This is a genomic window from Pseudomonas sp. AK181 (genome assembly GCF_051122975.1).
Taxonomy (GTDB): Bacteria; Pseudomonadota; Gammaproteobacteria; order Pseudomonadales; family Pseudomonadaceae; genus Aquipseudomonas; species Aquipseudomonas lactis.
In genome coordinates this window covers 4,567,867-4,584,964 of the sequence record NZ_CP146348.1, presented here as the reverse complement: position 1 = coordinate 4,584,964, position 17,098 = coordinate 4,567,867, and the positions used below count along the sequence as shown (strand labels likewise).

The window sequence follows — 17,098 nt, the reverse complement described above, 5'->3', positions numbered from 1 at the left end:
GGCGGATTCTGAACTGATATCATGGAGAAATCGTGCAAGGACAACTGAGGGCCTACCAGCGCCCGTGCATCCTCGTCGTGGTGCGTGAAGCAGATGCTGCCAGCTTGAAGCGGAAGATAGCGCTTATGTGTGGGCTTGGCTGGGAAGAACAGGTCAGGTTTAAGGTTGTAGCTAAGCAATTTTCCTTGGATCACCTCACGGAGTATGTGATTGATGATTACTCTGAATCCGATTTCCGGAAGGTTTACTTTCAGAAGGGATTGTTGGATCAGGATGTTCTCCAGGAGGAGGGTATTGATTTCACCGTACGCCCGTCCGCCGAGGCGCTGAGCCGGGAGATCAAGAAATCGCTGATGGACTTCGGTATCCACTGGGAAAGACGTGCCGAAGAGGAGTGGGCCAAAAGCTCCCTGGGTCACCTTACGCCCAAGGAGTGGGTCACTCAGTTTGGAAAGCTCGGTCATCCCGGTACGGCCCGTAGCCTGCTAAAGGCCCTGCGCGTGATAACGGACGCTGAGGTTCGTACAGCCTTCAAGCTTTCTGATGCTGAAGGTATCGGGTACACAATCGCTCACGCCTATTTTCATGACAATGAACCGGGCTCAAGCTGTATTACGGTAAAAAACATTCTTGAGCACATGCTGCCCGAAGGGGCTGTTACGGCTCTGGATGTTGCTGATTCAGCCTACTTCCAGGATCTGAGCGCGGATGTTCTCTACGTGTATGAGGATGGTTTGTGGAGCGGAGTAGAGATCGTAAAGCGTTTGAAGGCGCTGTCTGAAATTGAGGCTCTAGCCCAGTCAAAAACAAAAATTGTATTCAGGTACTGCGTAACCTGTGATGCAGGCCTCGCTGCAGCACGGCATGCCAGCAGCAAACTTGATCATCGCTTGTTCGACATTCAGCCTGCCGCACCTGGCTATCATTTTTCATTTGTGCCGGCGGAAATCGATCTTCAGTTTCCTGACCTGGTGGACAAAAGTGACGCAGCCGTCCGCGCCGCCATCGACGCCAATATTGAGCCATATGTATTTGGTGTAGCTGGGGTATGGGGGGAGGAGTGCGACGATGCTAGGAAGGTGTGCTCTGACATCGGGGAACAGCTCGTGAGGCCATATCTGGCTCGGAAGGCGCGAGAAAAGCTCCAGGCTCAAGCGATGCAGGAAGGAAGCGGTGCGGACTTCCCAGCAATCGACTTGGCATCAATATCACAAGAGGATGTTGACCGGTGGAAGCTAGGTGCCATGAAATTCGGCTCGACCATCGTTTTCGCGTCAAGTATTCCGAAGCCAGTGATACCGCTGATGTGGTTGAAAGGCGAAGTGACCATTGACGGTACTACAGTGGACTGGAAGCCACTTTTCTGGGACGCGAGGCGAATCGCCGAAGCTGCCAGGTAGCGCAGTCAGTAGCTTCAAACCAGCTGTAATCAGGCCTGATGCTTGCTTTATCGCGCCGCGCAGTAGCCCAAAAAAAACCACCCCGATAGGGTGGTCTTTTCACAAGCCTGCAGTTATTCACTGTGGCTCAGCGCGATCACTTTGCAGCGTTGACCGGCTTCTCTGGGTACCAAGCGTCCAGCAGAGGGCTGACTTCAACCTTGGTCACTTCGCTACGAGCTTTGAGCCAGGCTTCGACAGCTGCGCGTTGTTCTTCGGTAACCGAGCCGCGCTCTGCCTTGCAAACCAGGCCGAAATCATCGCCGCCGACATAGTCCAGTCCATTGGCGTCCATGGCTTCGGTCAGGAAGTCATCTAGGAATGCATCGACTGCCTCATCATCCAGGTCTTCCTTAAATTCCAGGTTCAGCTCAAAGCCCAATTCCTGAAACTCGTCCACACAAAGCTTTTTGCGAAGACGACGGGAGCGGTTAGTGGCCATCAAAAAATCCTCTAAGTAATAACGGCGCGCAGTCTATCAGCTAACCCGTTCAAATGCCTGTTTGTCCGATCAGCCGAGGTGTCAAGGCTGCGTCCAGGCACTCAGGCCTAGAGAACTCCTGGCTCGAAGGGCGATTACCTCCATAGCCGGTCAGTTTTTGTCACCTTATTGCCACGATGATCAACCCCTCCCAAGGAACCCCCCCCGCAGACCTCTCCGAAGTCCACGGCACGCCGGAGGCAACGTCTACATGTAGAAGCTGTAGCTGACCTGTGGCTTCTCAGAGCTGTCGATGTATTTCATGATGTCACCGACCTTGTTGGCGCACTCCAGGGTGATGGGTAGGCGTCCATCGAGCTGGGTGTTATTCCAGTTCATCTTGGTCAGGCCGAGGATTTCCTTGCACAGGTCTTCCAGTGATGAATCGCTGTCGAACGCCTCAATGCGCAGGGGGCTTGGGATGTACATCCCCGGGTAGGTTTTGTAGAAATCCACGATCCCTTTTGTGTAGAGCACACCTTGAGTTTCCGAGAGGCTCAGCAGCGTCCCTCTGGAAGGCGGATAATTTTTGTCGCTGAAAAGCCGGATATCGGTTGATGTGATCGAGACCAGGTCTTTTGTCCTGATGCCCTTGGCCTCCAGTACCTTGGAAAATCCAGCTACTTCGGTTGGCCGGAAACGGCTGGACTTGTGGATCACAACGCGAGCGGGTTTTTGCATCAGCGCTTTTTCATATTCCGCCAGTGCGCTGTCTAGAAGCTCATATGCCTGCGATTCATCCATGTAAGGACGTCTGTCCCGCTTATCCAGCGAAACTGGTGCGCCTCGCAGGATGACCCCATGGCCGAACTCATCGAACACCTGAGCGAGGCTTGTGGATACAGTTTCACCGTCACGGCTCTTGTAGAATCCAATCCCGATGTAGCAGGTCTTGGGCTTGAATTTGTCCTCCACTAAACGCCAAGGCACAGTCCGGTTGCCTTTGTAATACAGCGCGGTGCAGAAATTCCACGCTTTGGTGGCGAGGTCTTGCTGATCAATCGAGGGTTTAACGGACAGAATGGTCTTTTCTCGAACGAGCTGAAGAGGGATGCCTAGATGCATGCATCGCGCTTTGAGAAGCCGGCGGAAGTTGTGTTCCAAGTAGGCCTCTAGTGACTCGTTGTCTTTGTCGCCAGCCGCCTTGGTAAGACAGTCGAAAATGTCATTGGGCACCACGCAGACGATCACGTCAATTGAGCGGTTCTCAGAGAGAAATCTGATCTGCTCGTAATAAAGGTCGACGCATTTCACAACTCGATCTTCACGTGCAGTGATCTTCGATATATTGTTTATTTCCGATTTCTGAAGCGTACGGGTGTACTGAGGAGAGGACAGGATTTTCGTATAAAAACCATGGTATTCGTCTACTCCGCCAAATCCCCTGAAGAGGTTAGGGAACTTAGTTTCATCTTTGCCAACGATGCCACGCTTGCACTTGTCCAGCCATTCATCCAGTAAGTCGACGCCTTCACCTCGACCGACAATGCCGACACGTAATTCGCTGCGCCGGAGCTCATCACGCTTGTCATAAACACCCAACGTTTCGATCCCTGTTCTGGGGCATATGTGGGCGCCGCTCCCAAACTCCAGCATTGGTTCTTTGAGGATCTTAATCTTCATTGGCTAGCTCCTCTTCATAATCGGCACCCACATGTTCACCGTTAACCAGCTTTTCTTCACATGTAAGTTCTAGTAGTTCGCCAAAAAAACCATAGGTTGAAGTACCTTCTCCTGGCAATTTTTCCACCTCGCCAGGCCTGTTTTCACCGTCGAAGGAATAGTCTTGAACTCCGCCAAGAGAAACATTAGTGGAGCGTAAGTAATACGCTACGAATCGAACTATATTCCGTACGCTCTGGTTGAACTCAAGTCTTTTTTGCTTTGACAACAGGTCTTCATGGTACCAAGACTTTCGGCTCCCGTCGTAGGTATAAAGCCAACTGGGCACTACCAGTGCATACCATTGCTCTGCAATCTGGGTAAAGGTCAATTCGAAAGATAAATGAACGTGGTGAGCAACGCGTGTAGGCTCTTTCTTGGACATTATTTTTTCGTAAACCCGACGAGTTGACTTCTTCTTACCTATCCATTCTTCTTTGCGACCTTCGTCGTCGGGGTTATGTGGCTTGAAGAAATAACACTTATCCCGACGGTCGTACACGACGTTGTGAGGCTTTAGAATTTCTCGAACATAGCCATTTAAAAGCGATTTGAATATGTTGATATTGTCATCGATGTCTGAATCTGAAAGTTCGACGGTCTCAAGTGCTTCGATGGTGCCAATGTCGACTACGTGCTGTATGCCTGAGTTGGAGATGTCTTCGAAGGCAAAGATGCGATTTTCAAAACGTACCCAGCTATCGGTAACCACGCCATTCAGTAATAGGGCCATTTTCACAAGGCTTTGCTTGGAGCAGCTGTTTCTTTTGAAATTCAGATGGTCGCGGGCTTGTGCCAGAACGGATGCTTCGTTTATCAGTAACTCAGCAACGTATACAGTTTCAGGCGGAGTGACAGAGATTAAGTTTGAAGTCAGGGTGTGAGACTGGTGGCCATCATTGGCGTTGAAGTCCAGGTAGGCATTGATGTCACCTAGGATGAGCTTGAAGTCCGTCAATACCCGTTCTTGAGCGGGTAACCGCAGTCCCGTCACCTTGGAAAGAATGTCGCCAAGATCAATAATGTGAGCTTTTGTAGAAAACTGAAAGGCGCCGTTAGTGATCTGATCGATCGCGGCTTGGCTGTAGGAGGCCTGCTTGTTGGTCAGCATCAAAATATACAGTTCATCGAAGGTGTTGTAGAACTGTTTGCTGACGAAGTGGGTTAGGGTTTTCTTAACCTTTTCCAATGACGTAGTTGCCGTTACTTGGAAAGCAACCCGGTCATGATCGTCTCCGAGGTCGATTCCCGGAAAGTTTTTCTGCCTTCGGTTGAGGTTGATCAGGTTGGGGAGGTTGAAGGCTGCCTTCAGGATAGGAATCAGCGCATCTTCCAAGGACAAGTTAATGTCGAGGCGGCCTTGCTTGGTCGAGAGGTCAACTTGGCTGATGATTCTGCTTACGACATCTCTTAACTCATTCTCAATCTCTAACTGTCTCACTGCTAGACACTTCCCTTCAAACCTGAGCGATAGTGGGGGTGCGACGAGAACTGAGGACGCTGAGCCATCCCAGGCCGCAGAGGGTGGCATTGTACCACCATGATCAGAGCACTGACCGCACGGCTAATAAGCAGATGTGTAGGAGGTTTAAAGCGGATCAAGCGAAGAACCAGCCGCCATGCTTTGAGATTTGAGGCCGCATAAGCCATCCGTGGTTGGTTTGGCGAACATGCTCACGCTGTTCAGGGAGCTGGTTGACCTAGCTCATCCTAAATTTCCTTTTCCTCTCATGGTGCGTTTGTAGGACTGACTGACAAGCGGTTAGGGCGCCTGGAAATGCCGTCCTAGAGCGTTCGTGCCTTGACGCATCCTCTGGTATGTCAACAGAATGGCCGACTGCCGCAGGGCTCTTGAACAGGAACGTGTCGTTTGTCATCGTCGATCATTACACCGCCTATGTCTGAGCTCGACTCAGTCCACGACACCCGCTCAACACAATCGCATTCGGATTCTCAAGCTCTCTACCCTGACCCTGCGCGGGTGCCGCCATACATCACTGCGGTTGAAGCCTCCTCGTTCAAGAACGAGTCGCTGGGCCAAGTCCAGGTAGAGATCATTCCGATGACTGCCGAGCATGCTGCCTGGTGGCACAGCACGATCCAACCTAGGGTTAAAGCTCATTTCCGGACTGCCTCGGATGCAACCGCCGCGAACGCGGGCAAGAAAATCCGTGCTGATTTGGGATGGAATTGGAACAAGGTTTTCTGGTTGCTCAATGTTCACAACCAAGGGCACTTCAGTACCCGCTATGCGCAACCGGCGTTTGGCCTTGCGATGGTCGCTCGCAACAAGCTCGGGGAAACTGTGCCCATCGGCATGATGACCTTAGTGCCCAGTTACTATTGCAATTCAGACCGGCTTGGTTCTAAGACTTATACCTGGTTCGTTTCCTCGGCACCTCAATGCTTCTACGAAGATTACTTCAAGGAACTGAAGCTTGATGGTGTAGGTAAGGCCCTCTTCGACGCCGCCATTATCGCCTCGTATCGAGCCGGTCTGGATGGTTCGTTGCTGCTGCACGCTGATCCAGAGGGAGGTAAAGGCCTCATACGCTTTTATGTGCAGCTCGGCTTCAAGCCGCTCAAATTCAAGTTTTCGCCAATCACTCTTTATCGTTGGCGGCATAGGAAGGAATACATGCTGCTTCGGGCTGAGGGGGCGGGGAAGATTATCAAGGATAACGATCCCTATCGTCGCGAAGGCTACCTGGCTGACTAACGCATCAGCGGAATAGAACCTGCCAGCTGAGACGCTGGCAGGGCATTGCCGCCTACCTCTTTACGCCGGATGGATCGCGCGTGCTAGGCTGAAAGCTACACCGGAGAAGAATTGATGAACAGCGCTGACGACAACATGACTCTTCTTGCCCATGCTGCGAAGCTGGCATTGGAGCTGGATTTTGATATTGGCAGTAGCGAGGGGTTGGAGCAGCTTCGTGAGTTTGCGCGTGGACTCGCCGCTCACCCCGACGCGCCTGATACTGAACGCGTGCTGGAGGTCATGATCGACCTGAAGGCTACTCATGGGCCTGGGCTGAAGGTTACGAAGGGGGTAGCTCCACCCGTTATTCAACTGAACATTCCTGACGCGCAGCGGGTGCTCAAGAAGGGTCGTGGTTATTTCCGGGGCTCTAACCACGATCTGAATCTCGGGGGGTAAGGGAGCTTTGGGCTCCTTGTATGCGAGCCTAGGATGAGGGGCGACCCGCACCAAGGCTCTGGATCACCCAACGTCAGGCGACGGCTTTGAAATGAGTGAGGGTTTTCCGAGCAGGCCGTCGTTAGCCAAGGCAGGCGGTGCCCGACTTTGCCTTTGCCCCTGTGGGGTTCCAATCACGCACGGCTTGCGCTCCGCTTGCTTAGCTCAGCCGGCCAGCCAGCTCAGCAACGGCCTTTGTCAGCATCGATGTAGACGGTAAGGTGGTAATGCCCACTTAAAACCTGTTGTCGATTGCGACTCAAAGCGCAGCTTCCCCACCTCCTTTATTCGTGTTGCTCGGTAGGTTCTGCTGTACGCAGCATCTGCTCCCTTACCTGGTGCTCACATTTGTGGCAGGCGAAGTATTGGATTCTTTCCACGTCGCCTGTGACGAATTCATCGCATCGTTCGCACATGATCGCCTTCCAGCCCCGGTCAAAGCACGATACGCAGCTCCACATTCCTTCGATGAAAAATACCGATGGTTCAGGGTGTTCACACTTGTGGCAGGATGCGATGTGTAGCTGACCTTCTTCGCACCAGTCGTCTCCCTCGGCAAAGTGTTTAGAGCAGAGGTCGATCAGGATGTCGGTATCAGCTACATGGCCGCAGTGCGGGCAAGCATGCAGATCCTTTTGGAAGAATTCGAATGGCGCGTTGCAGCTCGGGCAGGGCAGTTCTGCATGGCACTCTTCCACAGCAGTGTCATCCACGCCGCAAACCATACACGTATAGTCGGCCCCCCATGTATGTGTCTCGCCAACAATCGCGGCGGGCATATGGCAATGACCGCAGGGAACGATTTTTTTGCCTTTCTTCTCTTGGATCTCGATTTGAGGCTTCAGAATCTCGAATCGGGTTTTGATGAAGTCGCCCTGGCGCATCATGCGTCGGTTGAGCACCTCTAGCTCTGCGGCGTATGGCTGAAACACGTCACTCCATAACCCAGTCAGAAGCGCATGTAGGTAATGCCACGATGCCCATGCCTCGGCAATTACGCCGGCTTGTGTCTTGCTCGGGTTATCCATGCCTGAATGAGCGAAATGGACGATCTGATTACGGTGCTCGCCTAGGGCCTTGAAATTGTCCGAGGCGGTCTTGTCGATTCTCTCGCCAAGAATGGATGGGATTCGGTTCAGTGCGTCATCGAGATAGACGGAGAGAAAATCACCTACAGCGAGGTTTTGAAGATCGCCGGTCTCGGGCTTTGAAAGCATGAGTGTCCAATGCTCTTTCATCAGTCTGGCTTTCAGGAACAGCTCGACCGCCGTATAGAGGTCGACGATGGCATTCTTAGGTTTGTGTTGGAGATGATCAATAGAGGTGTTAACGAAGCCTAGGGCATTTCGCACCAAGGCATCGAAGAGCTCTTCTTTCGTACGTCGTTCCTGCTTCAACCACCTGCGTGCCATAACGCTTCACTGCCTCTGTGTTGATTACTTGCCGCGATTGTGGAAGCGAATACGCCTCTACCGTGACGTTTCCTATGGCCCACGCGGGATCCCGTAGGCCAAGTAATGGCTATTCCTGGAGGGTGACTGTGATGGCAGTGGAATCTATGCCGTAGAACCGGGCCATGGCGTCTTTGGCTCCCTTGATCGCTAGGTAGGGCTCGCCCTTTGTCTCTGCGACAAAACCTTCGACCTCAATCACGTTATTCTTGCGGAACCGCTCTCTCACTCCAGCGGCTAAAACTAAGTTCCCTTTGTTTTCAAATAAGCCACTGACGGTTCCAGGGGCCTCGATCGCTTTTCTAAATTTCACATCCCACTGCTTTTCGCCGTCAGGGGACAAGACCTTGCACCACTCACAGATTTCGAAAATCAATCCACCTGAATCATGTGCAGAGCCATCAGATCGGCCCTTAGGCCAGTATACGAACGATACTGCCAACGCGTCCGCGTCATCTGTCACGGGTAAGCGTAGAGATGCGCCATCGATTTTGTTCCAAGGGGCGGCGGTCTCATGTCGATAAATGAATTCTCTTTCACTCATGGTAATTCCTTAAAAGACTGCGTTGATTCTTGGGCGGCACGGTTTCGAATATTGCCTCGCGAGGCCGGAAAACCATCTCACTGACGGTAATGGGGAGCCTGGCCTTCGGGTCAAGTGGTGAATAAAACGAGGAGAACACGAGGCGATCGACTCAGACCTTGGCGATCTGAGATTTCACGGCCAGCGTCAGGGTCAACCGCCGATTGGTGTACGTTTTGAAGAAGCCTTCCTTTGTGGCCTTGCTTTCGACCGTTGCAGGAGCTTTCCATAAGCCAAAGACGATCACTTCGTCACCTTCGCTCAAACCATTGAACCAGCTAGCTTTAGCAGCCCAAACGCTGACCTCCAGGCTGATGCCGTTGCTAGGTTCGTTGGGATCCTGGGTGACCTTTAGCTTTTGAAGGTTGAGGACGTTGCGTGTGGGGTCGCCTTTAATGTTCGGCGTGATTCTGCCTACCCGGCCCTGTATGGCTATGGGGTATTGGGCCGTGTTTTGAGAGACGGTGTAGTGTGCTGCCATTTGACGAGCGTGCTCGAAGTAGAACTGATTCCATGACACAGACGTGTTTCCGGCGAACACCAGTTCAAGGTGTTGCTCGATTTCATCGTCTTCATCACACAGAGCACGTAGCTTCAGGACTCGCTGTGCAGTGTTGATGTAGGCGGATAGCCGGTTAGAGCTTGCAGCGTAGCGCTTGGAGGCAGTAGCGGTTTTCTCGTCGTCATCGTCATTCTTGGGCCGCTTTGCGCTCGCTTTGAGCTCCTCCGTTACAGCGACCAAACGCATTCGGAACAGATTTTTCTTAACGCTTTCGATCAAGCCGTTGGAGGTGCTAGCAAGCTCAACGATTTGCTTGTGGACGCCGAAGCGGCAGTTGGGGCCATGCTCTCCATTCGCGTATAAACGAAAGTAAGCACTGACACGTGATGCCTGGTCGTAGCAGTCTCGCATGAAAGAGCCGACATGGCTGACAGGGGCGTCGCAGCGCTCACAGTTCAGGGGCTCAGCGCCCGTGCCCTTAACGTAGTCGACAGCCGCCCATCTGGTGCCATTCCGGTCGAAGGCGTGAGTCATCTGGATACCGGCCATACAAATCCTTATGCGTTGCTCATGGTCTGGCTGAAGCAGCACAGACAGATAGCTGCAGCGTGAGTCGATGCTCAGGTCGCCGACAATTGAGGCAAGCAGTCTACTTGCCCGAGGCGCTGTTGCAAAAGAAGGGTTTTTGGGCGTCGGGGAGATAGCAAAGGAGGGCATTTCCAGGTTGATCAGGAAGGTGGCTCTGTCCCTTCGCACTGAGCGTTGCACTGGGTGACGCGCGCGTACCTATCGCATGCTGGAAAAATTTTGAATAGGTACCGACTCTGCAGGCCCCGAAAGCTAGCCTAGGCACACATCCATCAGACAGGAATTACTGAGTGTCCCACGCACCTACCGAAGCGGTACAAGAATGCGAAACCCTACTCCGCAAAATGGTGGAGGATCTGCGCGCGAGGCGCATATGGCCGAACCTATGCAGCATCATCGACGGTCTGCTCAACCGACGCATCGAGTTGGCAGAAGTACACAAAGAGGTTCACGCAGCATTGGCTCAGACTCCCAGGGCCCTATACGTGTTCTGGGACGTTTTTCTCCATGCGGCTGATGGTTGGAACCCCCAGAAGAATCGCGCGGCGCGACAGGCCCGCGAGGAGCTGGTAGGGGTCAACCGTCGAATCAGTGAGATCGCTGATCAGTTGGCGGCATTGCTTGATCGACGCGACACCATTCACAACTCCACAGGCTTTCGCTCGAACACGCACTATCACATCCTAGATATCGTGCACGAAGCGTCGGAGCACAATTACCAATACGAGAGCTATGTGAAGGTTGATTTGGAGCGTCTTCAGTACCAGTACGACCTGAAATATTGGCCAGCATTGAGCGAGGTGATACAGGCGATCGGTGACGATGCGCAGAGTGCTGAGATTATAGCCAGCGACCTAGCTACTGCAGCTGCCACCGACAGTAGGAAGTCCGGGCTTTCGGACTTCGTAAGAGCTTTCCTGGCCCGGCTTGATGCCAGTCGTGTGAGAGAGGGTGGCTTTGTTCCGAATGGCTTTGTGCTCTCTGACAGCGCCATGGCCTCGCTTGTGAATTGCGGGCTGGATCTCGCGTTTGAAGAGCTGGTGGACGCTGACTTCATCAAGCGCTTCAGGCAGAGAGAGCGCCAGACCAAGCGAGCCTAACCGCGATTGGGCCAGCGAAGATGTGACCTAAGGAAGCCCGTGAATCAACCTCTTGACTCGTGAACCACGCACCTTTCAAAGAAAAAAGGTTTGCACTCCGATCACGCGCTACTGCGCTTAATACGATGGTTGGCTGGATTGAAAAACATCGCGGCCACGTGCTTCGGATGGTCTTGCTAGGTTGTCAGCATCCAAGGATGATCCTCCAGGCGAGATTTGCGGGCACAGGAGGGTAGGGGCTTGAGCAAATACTTCGATCATGTAACTCAGCAACTGCACAGTAAGATCCAGCAGGCAAAGGTTTTCATCACTAGGCACAACCCCACGACAGGCGCGCTGGCTGAAGCTGTGTTGCGCGAGTTCCTTCAGGAGCACCTGCCTCGTGGGGTGAGTGTAGAGGAAGGCTTCGTTATCAGCGCCGATGGTTGGCTATCCAAGCAGTGCGACATAATTATTTATGATTCACACCGGTATGCGCCCCTTTATCGAGCTGGAAGAATGGTGGTCGTTCCTGCTGACGCCATACTTGCAGTGATTGAAGTAAAAACCTCAATCAATAAGACTAGGTTTAATGATGTGATAAAGTATTTTGAATCTTTCAAAAGTGTCAGCTGGAAGTTTCGCACATATCTCTTCATGTTTAACGCGCCAAAGTTGGAGGCAGTAAATGCCTGGTTCCATAGTTACCCGCATCCTGGCCGACACAAGGAGTTTGACCATGACACGTACCAACGGTTACCAGATGAAATAATTGGCCTCGATTCCTCCTATCAGCTACGTAAAGACTATGTTGTCCATGATCGGGACGGCGTGGGGTACCTGTCATATTTTTTCAAGGATCAGGAGGGGAGTGCGATCAGCGCCCTGGAGTTATTTTTCCTCTCAGTCAATGAAGTCGTAGAGGCACATCTCAAAGCGCACAGTGCGGGGACGATCGTGCCACGAGCCGGATACCACCCACATCGTGCTATGACCACCATCTCGGCCATAGACCTGTTTCCCATGTGACCATGTGAAACCTTCGGTTTTTAAGAAAGGATTGCATGGCCGTAGGTGTCAAATTGTGGCGCGAAACAAGTGCACTGGGGTTGTTGCTAGTCTGCCGAATCACCACGCAGGATGCGGCGTGAGGTGGCGGATTGATCCGTATGTGTACCACATTGCAGGGATGCTCACGCCAGGCATTGTTTTGGTTTCATCCGCCGCAGCGACTCTGATAGATTTGCGACTGAGGCTTCAGCATCAGGCCGAATAGCTACATCATCAAGCTTAGGGAGAAGCGTTTTGTCGCACGAAATCTTCATTAGCCATGCCGTCAAGGACAAGGCGCTCGCAGATGCTGTGGTGGATCTGCTGCAATTAGGTTTGGACGTGTCCGCAAGTACTATCTTTTGCTCATCATTGGAGAGCATGGGCATTCCCAGCGGTGTCGACTTTGTCGATCATATCAAGCAGGAGATCCAGTCCCCTCAGGCAGTGATCGCGCTCATTACTCCGAATTACTTGGCCTCACAGTTTTGTCTTTGTGAGCTGGGTGCCACCTGGGCGATGTCGCACAAATTGTTTCCCTTGCTGGTAAAGCCACTGACGTATGAAGACGTCAAAGGTGTGCTTGTGGGGACGCAGCTAACAGCAATTGACGATGCTGGGCGCCTAAGCGAGCTCAGAGATCAGCTTATCTCAAGGCTTACGCTCCAAGCAGGCAGAACTGCCCGTTGGGAGGTAAAGCGCGATGTGTTCCTGGACAATTTGCCCCAGATCCTTGAACAGCTGCCTGCACCCGGTCAGGTTTTGCCAGCAACTCATGCCAAGGTAGTGGAAGAGCTGGCTGATGCAAAAACCTATATACGGGATCAAGAAGGTGAACTGACTCATCTGAAAGAGTTGGTTAAACAACTTGAAAAAGCTAAAGATAAAAGCGATGTCGCTGCCATCAAGCATGCTCGAATGGGCGAGTTAGAGCAGCTCGAAGAGTTCGAGTTGGCAGTTGGCTCGTTACTCAAAAAACTGCCTAAGTGCGTCTCGCTTGTGGTGTGCAAAGAGCTAGGTCTGGAACAACCCGTTAAAGCGGATTTTTTTAATGATCGGGATTTGGCTGAAGAATTGCTTGCAGCTGCTGGCAAAGAACTCATCACAAGCGATGATTTTGGCGTTTACTCACTAAACGAGCGGCATCCGAAGATTAGACCGGTAGTACAGGCGTTCCATGAATTAAGAGGACTCATCGAGTCTGCTTCCAGCGAGCTCATTCATGATTTCGAGCAAGAGCACCAGATTACCCTTTCGGTGCGGAACATCGAATATTGGCAGATGCAGTTGGATGGCCGTCTTTAAGGAATGACCTTCAAGGAATGACCTTCCGAGGTACAAGTCGGCATGAAGTCTAGCGCCGGAGGCGCTATCTGCTGAATTGTATCCCCTCGCTAAACCTGGAGATCTGCCCGCATGTCAAAAACACGAGGCAGCGCTCCTGCCCTGTCTGTGAGCTTTGTGCCTGTGCATCGATCACAGCTATGTTCCAATGGCTGTAAGCACTAAGCGTACAGAGCTCCATAGGCTTACCTCAACCCATGCAATGGAGAAGCCAGACTGCCCATTGGCAGTCTGGCTGGCGTGACGGGAGGAGGGCAACTCATTACTGTGTTTAATCGATCTCTAAGCCTTTTCTACAGACTCAGTCGGCTTCGGCGCACTAGGCTGTGATGCCGGTGCTGGAGTTTCTGGACGAGAAGGCTGACTGGCCAGCGTTTCCGCAATCTCCGCGCAGTTCAAGCCCTCGTACCGGCTGCGGATGTGGTCTTCCGCTCCGCCACCTTCAATAGCAATTTTGAAGGCTGCTTCGTACGCCTTTGCGGGATCGCTCTGCGTAACCTCAGCGATGATTTCGGCATGTGTCTGTACTGCCACAAGGGTTTGAACCACCTCGTGCACCAGCCCGTTAACCATACCTTGACGCAGTGGTGGTTTTTTCATCAGATGTAGCACCTCGAATCGGGTTAGGACATGTTGCGTTTTTAAGCCAAGCACAGATTGAGGATTAAGCAAATATTGAAAACTATCAGCAGCTTATGGACTTTCATTCCTTTTCATATAGAACAATAATTTGCCAAGCTTTCCTCATAAACACGTTGAGATTCGGGCCAGCGGGGATGTGGTAAAGGCACTCGTAAGCTCTGTGGCGGAGTGGCTGAGCCAGGCCACATATCAGTATCTCTCGTGGTTATGATCTGGCGGCCTCAGCCCAACGCTTATAGCTCTGCCCTGCATGATCTGGGTTATCGATTTTCGGCTTCGATCGCAGTGCGAACGCCTTCTCAGCCAATACCTCTAGTCTCTCAGCTGCCTTGGGCAGCCAGCCATTCTTGATCGCCCAAAGCTTGATGTTCTCTGCAGGCTCTTGATGGCCATGCGCACGCAAAATTCTGAGGATGCGTTTGGCATGATCTTCATCGGAGCCGTTTAGGACGGCGGTGCCCCGATTGATCACAGAGGTCAGGGACTTCATTGCTTGCTCAACAATAGGGTCAGCAATGAGCGTTGCGACTGGCTTGGCGGACTTGGCACCCTTTCCTAGCATTTTGGGTGACCAAGTCTTTACCCAGTTTTCGATCGCATCCGGTGTCCAAGGAACAGCCAAAACGGCCAGCAGTCCCTGCAGCGAATCGACTTTATCCATCATGGCCTGGTTGGCAAATACGGCAATGAGCACGGATGGCTTGGTTACCCATTGCAACGTCTTGATGGTTTCGCAACGCATCTGAGCGCCGCTGGGCAGCGTCACGGGCTTGTCTTTGACCAATGCATTGTGGATGGTCGCGCCTAGAGCTTGATGAAGAGAGCCAGAAGTTAGTGATGGTTTGGCTGGTACAAGGAAAATGACGTCTCGCGTTCCTGACGCCTCACACAGACGATCTGCAACGCCTACTGCGTTCAGAATGTGACTATGAGTGAGGCTGGTGTCGGGTAGGAGTATTCGCTGTACGGTGGACATGCATTCATCCTTGGGAAAGGGGTGGTCTTGAGCCTTCTTCAATTCGATCGATCCGAACCTATTCTGAAGATTCAAACGAAGCGGAAGAGCACTGGCTCTGCAGGTATAAGCTCGGATTGGAGTTGCCGGAGCGGAAGGGCGACAGTCTTGCCTCTCGATCAGCCCCTGAGGATATAGTTGTCGGTGGAGGCCAAACCATGCGGCCTCCCGACAAGTCATCTGCGACGAGTGAACGCGAGCACCACTCCTGACTCTGGGGCCTTATGCTCAATAGTGACGGGGCCACTGTTACCCTTAAGCTTGGCCAGATGCACAACTTCAGCATTGCCACTTAGGTATCCATTGGGCAAACCCGTCAGCATCTCGATATCCGTTGCGGCAAGGCCGATGTAGGCAGCGACACCGTCCACAGGCAAAACGCCCGAAGAGGCTAGCAGCTCGATAGTGCGCTTTAGAAGACGAGGTTGCTCAGGAGTGCGCCCTTCATCGCCCGGCTCTGCTTTTACTCCCCAGCGAGCTGAGCGACGTTTAAACAGCAGGCCCTTTGCATCATCATCGATCACCTTCAAAGCCCAAAGGCGCATGACCATTGCAGCCACAGAAACGCCCCAGCGCTGCTTGAGCAGCAAGAGACTATCCAGGGTGACTGGGCTCCTGACTTCGGCGGCAAACGTTTCTGCTGGGAGCAAGAAGGCCCCTGCGAAACGGTGGGCTTGGTCTTCCATCATTTTGTGGCGAACGGGGTCAGTCGACCGCTCGATGCCCTTGTGAAGGATCAAATGGCCAAGCTCGTGAGCCAAGTCGAAGCGGCTGCGAAAGCCGTTTTGCTTATCAGCGGAAAGCAGCACGAGCGGACGATTCAAAACCTGACTCCAGGCAGATAGTCCCTCAATGGTCGCCACGCCTGTTTCTTCGCGTACCAAAATCACGCCAGCGCCTTCAACCGCCATGGCCAGATCAGGTATCGCGCGTCGACCGAGTCCCCAAAGTTCGCGGCATTCATCCGCAGCGTCCTCGATATCGGAACTGGTGATTTGCTCCGGATCCGTGAACGCGCGCGTGGGTAGGTTTACGTCGGGGAAGTCCACGAACTCACCCAGGGCTAACGCGATGTCTTGAGCCCATTCGAGACGTGCTTCGAGCATCGTACGGGCGCTGGCATGCGCCGAAGCATTGCTTCGGAACAAGGGAAGAGAGCACTTCTCGGGTATGGCGCGGGTAAACCACTCTGGAGCCACATTGATGACTTGAGAGAGCTTACCCAATGCTTCGGCCTCAGGCGACTGCTGGCCGCTCTTCCACTTGCTGATCGTAGCGGGGGACACCCCTACCATGCTTGCCAGTGCGACTTGAGAAAGGCCGCGAGCTGCAAGCGCCTGTACAAGACGCCCCGACTCAAACCCTGTAATTCCACGACTCATGATTTTGTATCTTGTCCTGTTTCGAGTAGGCCCGTTTCGAGCACACCTGTTTTGAGCTTCGGCTTCGCCTTGTCGACTTGCTTAGGCGCTTCGTCGTAGCGAGCCAGGAACTTACTCAACGGTTCGCGGAAAAGCCAACCCTTCATTTCCGCGTCCGGCACCGCGATGTGAATTTCCACAGGGCGCTCCGGCTGATTGGTGAGCGATCCGGTGAAGCATGCAACGAAAAAGAACGTACCGGAGGTGATAGCTTCCGGAGCAAAAAGCGATGGTTGAACCAGCTGAGTCATGGCCAGGTTCGCTTCTGCAAGCTGACGGCGGATGGCACCTCGCCGGATGTTATTCCAGAGCGTGGAAGACATATTCACTCGACCGAACTTGAAGATGCCTGCGTGGCCCAGCACGACTCCATTTCCCTTAAGGGGTGTATGGACAGCGTCTGCGGCCCGCAGCGTCTCCTCGAATGCCTCGTTCATATGGAATGCCCGCATCTGTCCGAGCGCATTCTTCCGATGACTTTTATCCATGTCTTTTGTAGCCAAATAGGCGCGGAGCGCGCCCGCTTCAAAGGCATCCTCGACACCCATGACGACGTTTCGAGGGACATTCTGGATCAACAACTCGGGAATGGCGGACTGGCGGGGTTTGATCATATGAGGTTGCTCAAGTTTCGGTTGGCGA

At 52.9% G+C, this 17,098-nt stretch carries 16 protein-coding genes; 6 read left to right on the top strand and 10 right to left on the bottom strand.

Features of this window, described 5'->3' with window-relative positions:
* The first annotated feature begins 32 nt into the window (after window positions 1-32).
* A complete protein-coding gene (locus tag V8689_RS20895; protein WP_434520611.1) occupies window positions 33-1,400 on the top strand; it encodes a phosphoribosyltransferase-like protein in 1,368 nt (455 codons plus the stop codon).
* A 136-nt stretch (window positions 1,401-1,536) separates the two neighbouring features.
* Here V8689_RS20895 and V8689_RS20890 read toward each other — a convergent pair whose 3' ends face one another.
* The 3 genes from V8689_RS20890 to V8689_RS20880 all read right to left on the bottom strand — a co-directional run bounded on the left by V8689_RS20890 (window position 1,537) and on the right by V8689_RS20880 (window position 5,023).
* Entirely contained in the window at window positions 1,537-1,881 is a 345-nt protein-coding gene (locus V8689_RS20890) for a YggL family protein (RefSeq protein WP_353186987.1), read from the bottom strand.
* Between the two features lie 246 nt (window positions 1,882-2,127).
* A complete protein-coding gene (locus tag V8689_RS20885; RefSeq protein WP_434520610.1) occupies window positions 2,128-3,543 on the bottom strand; it encodes an argonaute/piwi family protein in 1,416 nt (471 codons plus the stop codon).
* Complete coding sequence (locus V8689_RS20880) at window positions 3,533-5,023, bottom strand: SMEK domain-containing protein (protein ID WP_434520609.1); 1,491 nt, start codon at window positions 5,021-5,023, stop codon at window positions 3,533-3,535. The genes V8689_RS20885 and V8689_RS20880 overlap by 11 nt, the downstream gene beginning before the upstream one ends.
* 429 nt (window positions 5,024-5,452) lie before the next feature.
* On the opposite strand from V8689_RS20880, the gene V8689_RS20875 reads away from it, so the two are divergent.
* Window positions 5,453-6,301 (top strand): hypothetical protein, encoded by an 849-nt coding sequence (locus V8689_RS20875; RefSeq protein WP_434520608.1) that lies wholly within the window; start codon window positions 5,453-5,455, stop codon window positions 6,299-6,301.
* 114 nt (window positions 6,302-6,415) lie between these two features.
* Window positions 6,416-6,742, top strand: a complete 327-nt coding sequence (locus tag V8689_RS20870; RefSeq protein ID WP_330525154.1) for a hypothetical protein — start codon at window positions 6,416-6,418, stop codon at window positions 6,740-6,742.
* A 323-nt stretch (window positions 6,743-7,065) separates the two neighbouring features.
* Here V8689_RS20870 and V8689_RS20865 read toward each other — a convergent pair whose 3' ends face one another.
* The 3 genes from V8689_RS20865 to V8689_RS20855 all read right to left on the bottom strand — a co-directional run bounded on the left by V8689_RS20865 (window position 7,066) and on the right by V8689_RS20855 (window position 9,866).
* On the bottom strand, window positions 7,066-8,178 hold the full coding sequence (locus V8689_RS20865) for a hypothetical protein (protein ID WP_434520607.1): 1,113 nt from the start codon (window positions 8,176-8,178) through the stop codon (window positions 7,066-7,068).
* A 124-nt stretch (window positions 8,179-8,302) separates the two neighbouring features.
* Entirely contained in the window at window positions 8,303-8,776 is a 474-nt protein-coding gene (locus V8689_RS20860) for a hypothetical protein (protein ID WP_434520606.1), read from the bottom strand.
* A 151-nt stretch (window positions 8,777-8,927) separates the two neighbouring features.
* Window positions 8,928-9,866 (bottom strand): hypothetical protein, encoded by a 939-nt coding sequence (locus tag V8689_RS20855; RefSeq protein ID WP_434520605.1) that lies wholly within the window; start codon window positions 9,864-9,866, stop codon window positions 8,928-8,930.
* 329 nt (window positions 9,867-10,195) lie between these two features.
* Between V8689_RS20855 and V8689_RS20850 the strand changes: the two genes are divergently transcribed.
* The 3 genes from V8689_RS20850 (at window position 10,196) to V8689_RS20840 (ending at window position 13,339) form a co-directional block, all read left to right on the top strand.
* Window positions 10,196-11,005, top strand: coding sequence for a hypothetical protein (locus V8689_RS20850; protein ID WP_434520604.1), 810 nt, complete (start codon window positions 10,196-10,198; stop codon window positions 11,003-11,005).
* A gap of 240 nt (window positions 11,006-11,245) precedes the next feature.
* Complete coding sequence (locus tag V8689_RS20845) at window positions 11,246-12,013, top strand: DUF6602 domain-containing protein (RefSeq protein WP_434520603.1); 768 nt, start codon at window positions 11,246-11,248, stop codon at window positions 12,011-12,013.
* 276 nt (window positions 12,014-12,289) lie between these two features.
* Window positions 12,290-13,339 (top strand): toll/interleukin-1 receptor domain-containing protein, encoded by a 1,050-nt coding sequence (locus V8689_RS20840; RefSeq protein WP_434520602.1) that lies wholly within the window; start codon window positions 12,290-12,292, stop codon window positions 13,337-13,339.
* Between the two features lie 321 nt (window positions 13,340-13,660).
* Here V8689_RS20840 and V8689_RS20835 read toward each other — a convergent pair whose 3' ends face one another.
* From V8689_RS20835 to V8689_RS20820, 4 genes are all read right to left on the bottom strand, one after another.
* Window positions 13,661-13,978 carry a hypothetical protein gene (locus V8689_RS20835; RefSeq protein ID WP_330525165.1) on the bottom strand — a complete coding sequence of 106 codons (318 nt, stop codon included), beginning with the start codon at window positions 13,976-13,978 and terminating at the stop codon, window positions 13,661-13,663.
* 247 nt (window positions 13,979-14,225) lie between these two features.
* Complete coding sequence (locus V8689_RS20830; protein ID WP_330525167.1) at window positions 14,226-14,996, bottom strand: hypothetical protein; 771 nt, start codon at window positions 14,994-14,996, stop codon at window positions 14,226-14,228.
* 215 nt (window positions 14,997-15,211) lie between these two features.
* On the bottom strand, window positions 15,212-16,417 hold the full coding sequence (locus V8689_RS20825; protein ID WP_434520601.1) for an XRE family transcriptional regulator: 1,206 nt from the start codon (window positions 16,415-16,417) through the stop codon (window positions 15,212-15,214).
* Entirely contained in the window at window positions 16,414-17,070 is a 657-nt protein-coding gene (locus V8689_RS20820; protein ID WP_434520600.1) for a hypothetical protein, read from the bottom strand. The genes V8689_RS20825 and V8689_RS20820 overlap by 4 nt, the downstream gene beginning before the upstream one ends.
* Window positions 17,071-17,098 lie beyond the last annotated feature (28 nt).

Coding starts and splice junctions, on each gene's coding strand:
- V8689_RS20890 (WP_353186987.1), bottom strand. CDS start 1,881: ATGGCCACTAACCGCTCCCGTCGTCTTCGCAAAAAGCTTTGTGTGGAC.
- V8689_RS20885 (WP_434520610.1), bottom strand. CDS start 3,543: ATGAAGATTAAGATCCTCAAAGAACCAATGCTGGAGTTTGGGAGCGGC.
- V8689_RS20870 (WP_330525154.1), top strand. CDS start 6,416: ATGAACAGCGCTGACGACAACATGACTCTTCTTGCCCATGCTGCGAAG.
- V8689_RS20860 (WP_434520606.1), bottom strand. CDS start 8,776: ATGAGTGAAAGAGAATTCATTTATCGACATGAGACCGCCGCCCCTTGG.
- V8689_RS20855 (WP_434520605.1), bottom strand. CDS start 9,866: ATGGCCGGTATCCAGATGACTCACGCCTTCGACCGGAATGGCACCAGA.
- V8689_RS20835 (WP_330525165.1), bottom strand. CDS start 13,978: ATGAAAAAACCACCACTGCGTCAAGGTATGGTTAACGGGCTGGTGCAC.
- V8689_RS20830 (WP_330525167.1), bottom strand. CDS start 14,996: ATGTCCACCGTACAGCGAATACTCCTACCCGACACCAGCCTCACTCAT.
- V8689_RS20825 (WP_434520601.1), bottom strand. CDS start 16,417: ATGAGTCGTGGAATTACAGGGTTTGAGTCGGGGCGTCTTGTACAGGCG.
- V8689_RS20820 (WP_434520600.1), bottom strand. CDS start 17,070: ATGATCAAACCCCGCCAGTCCGCCATTCCCGAGTTGTTGATCCAGAAT.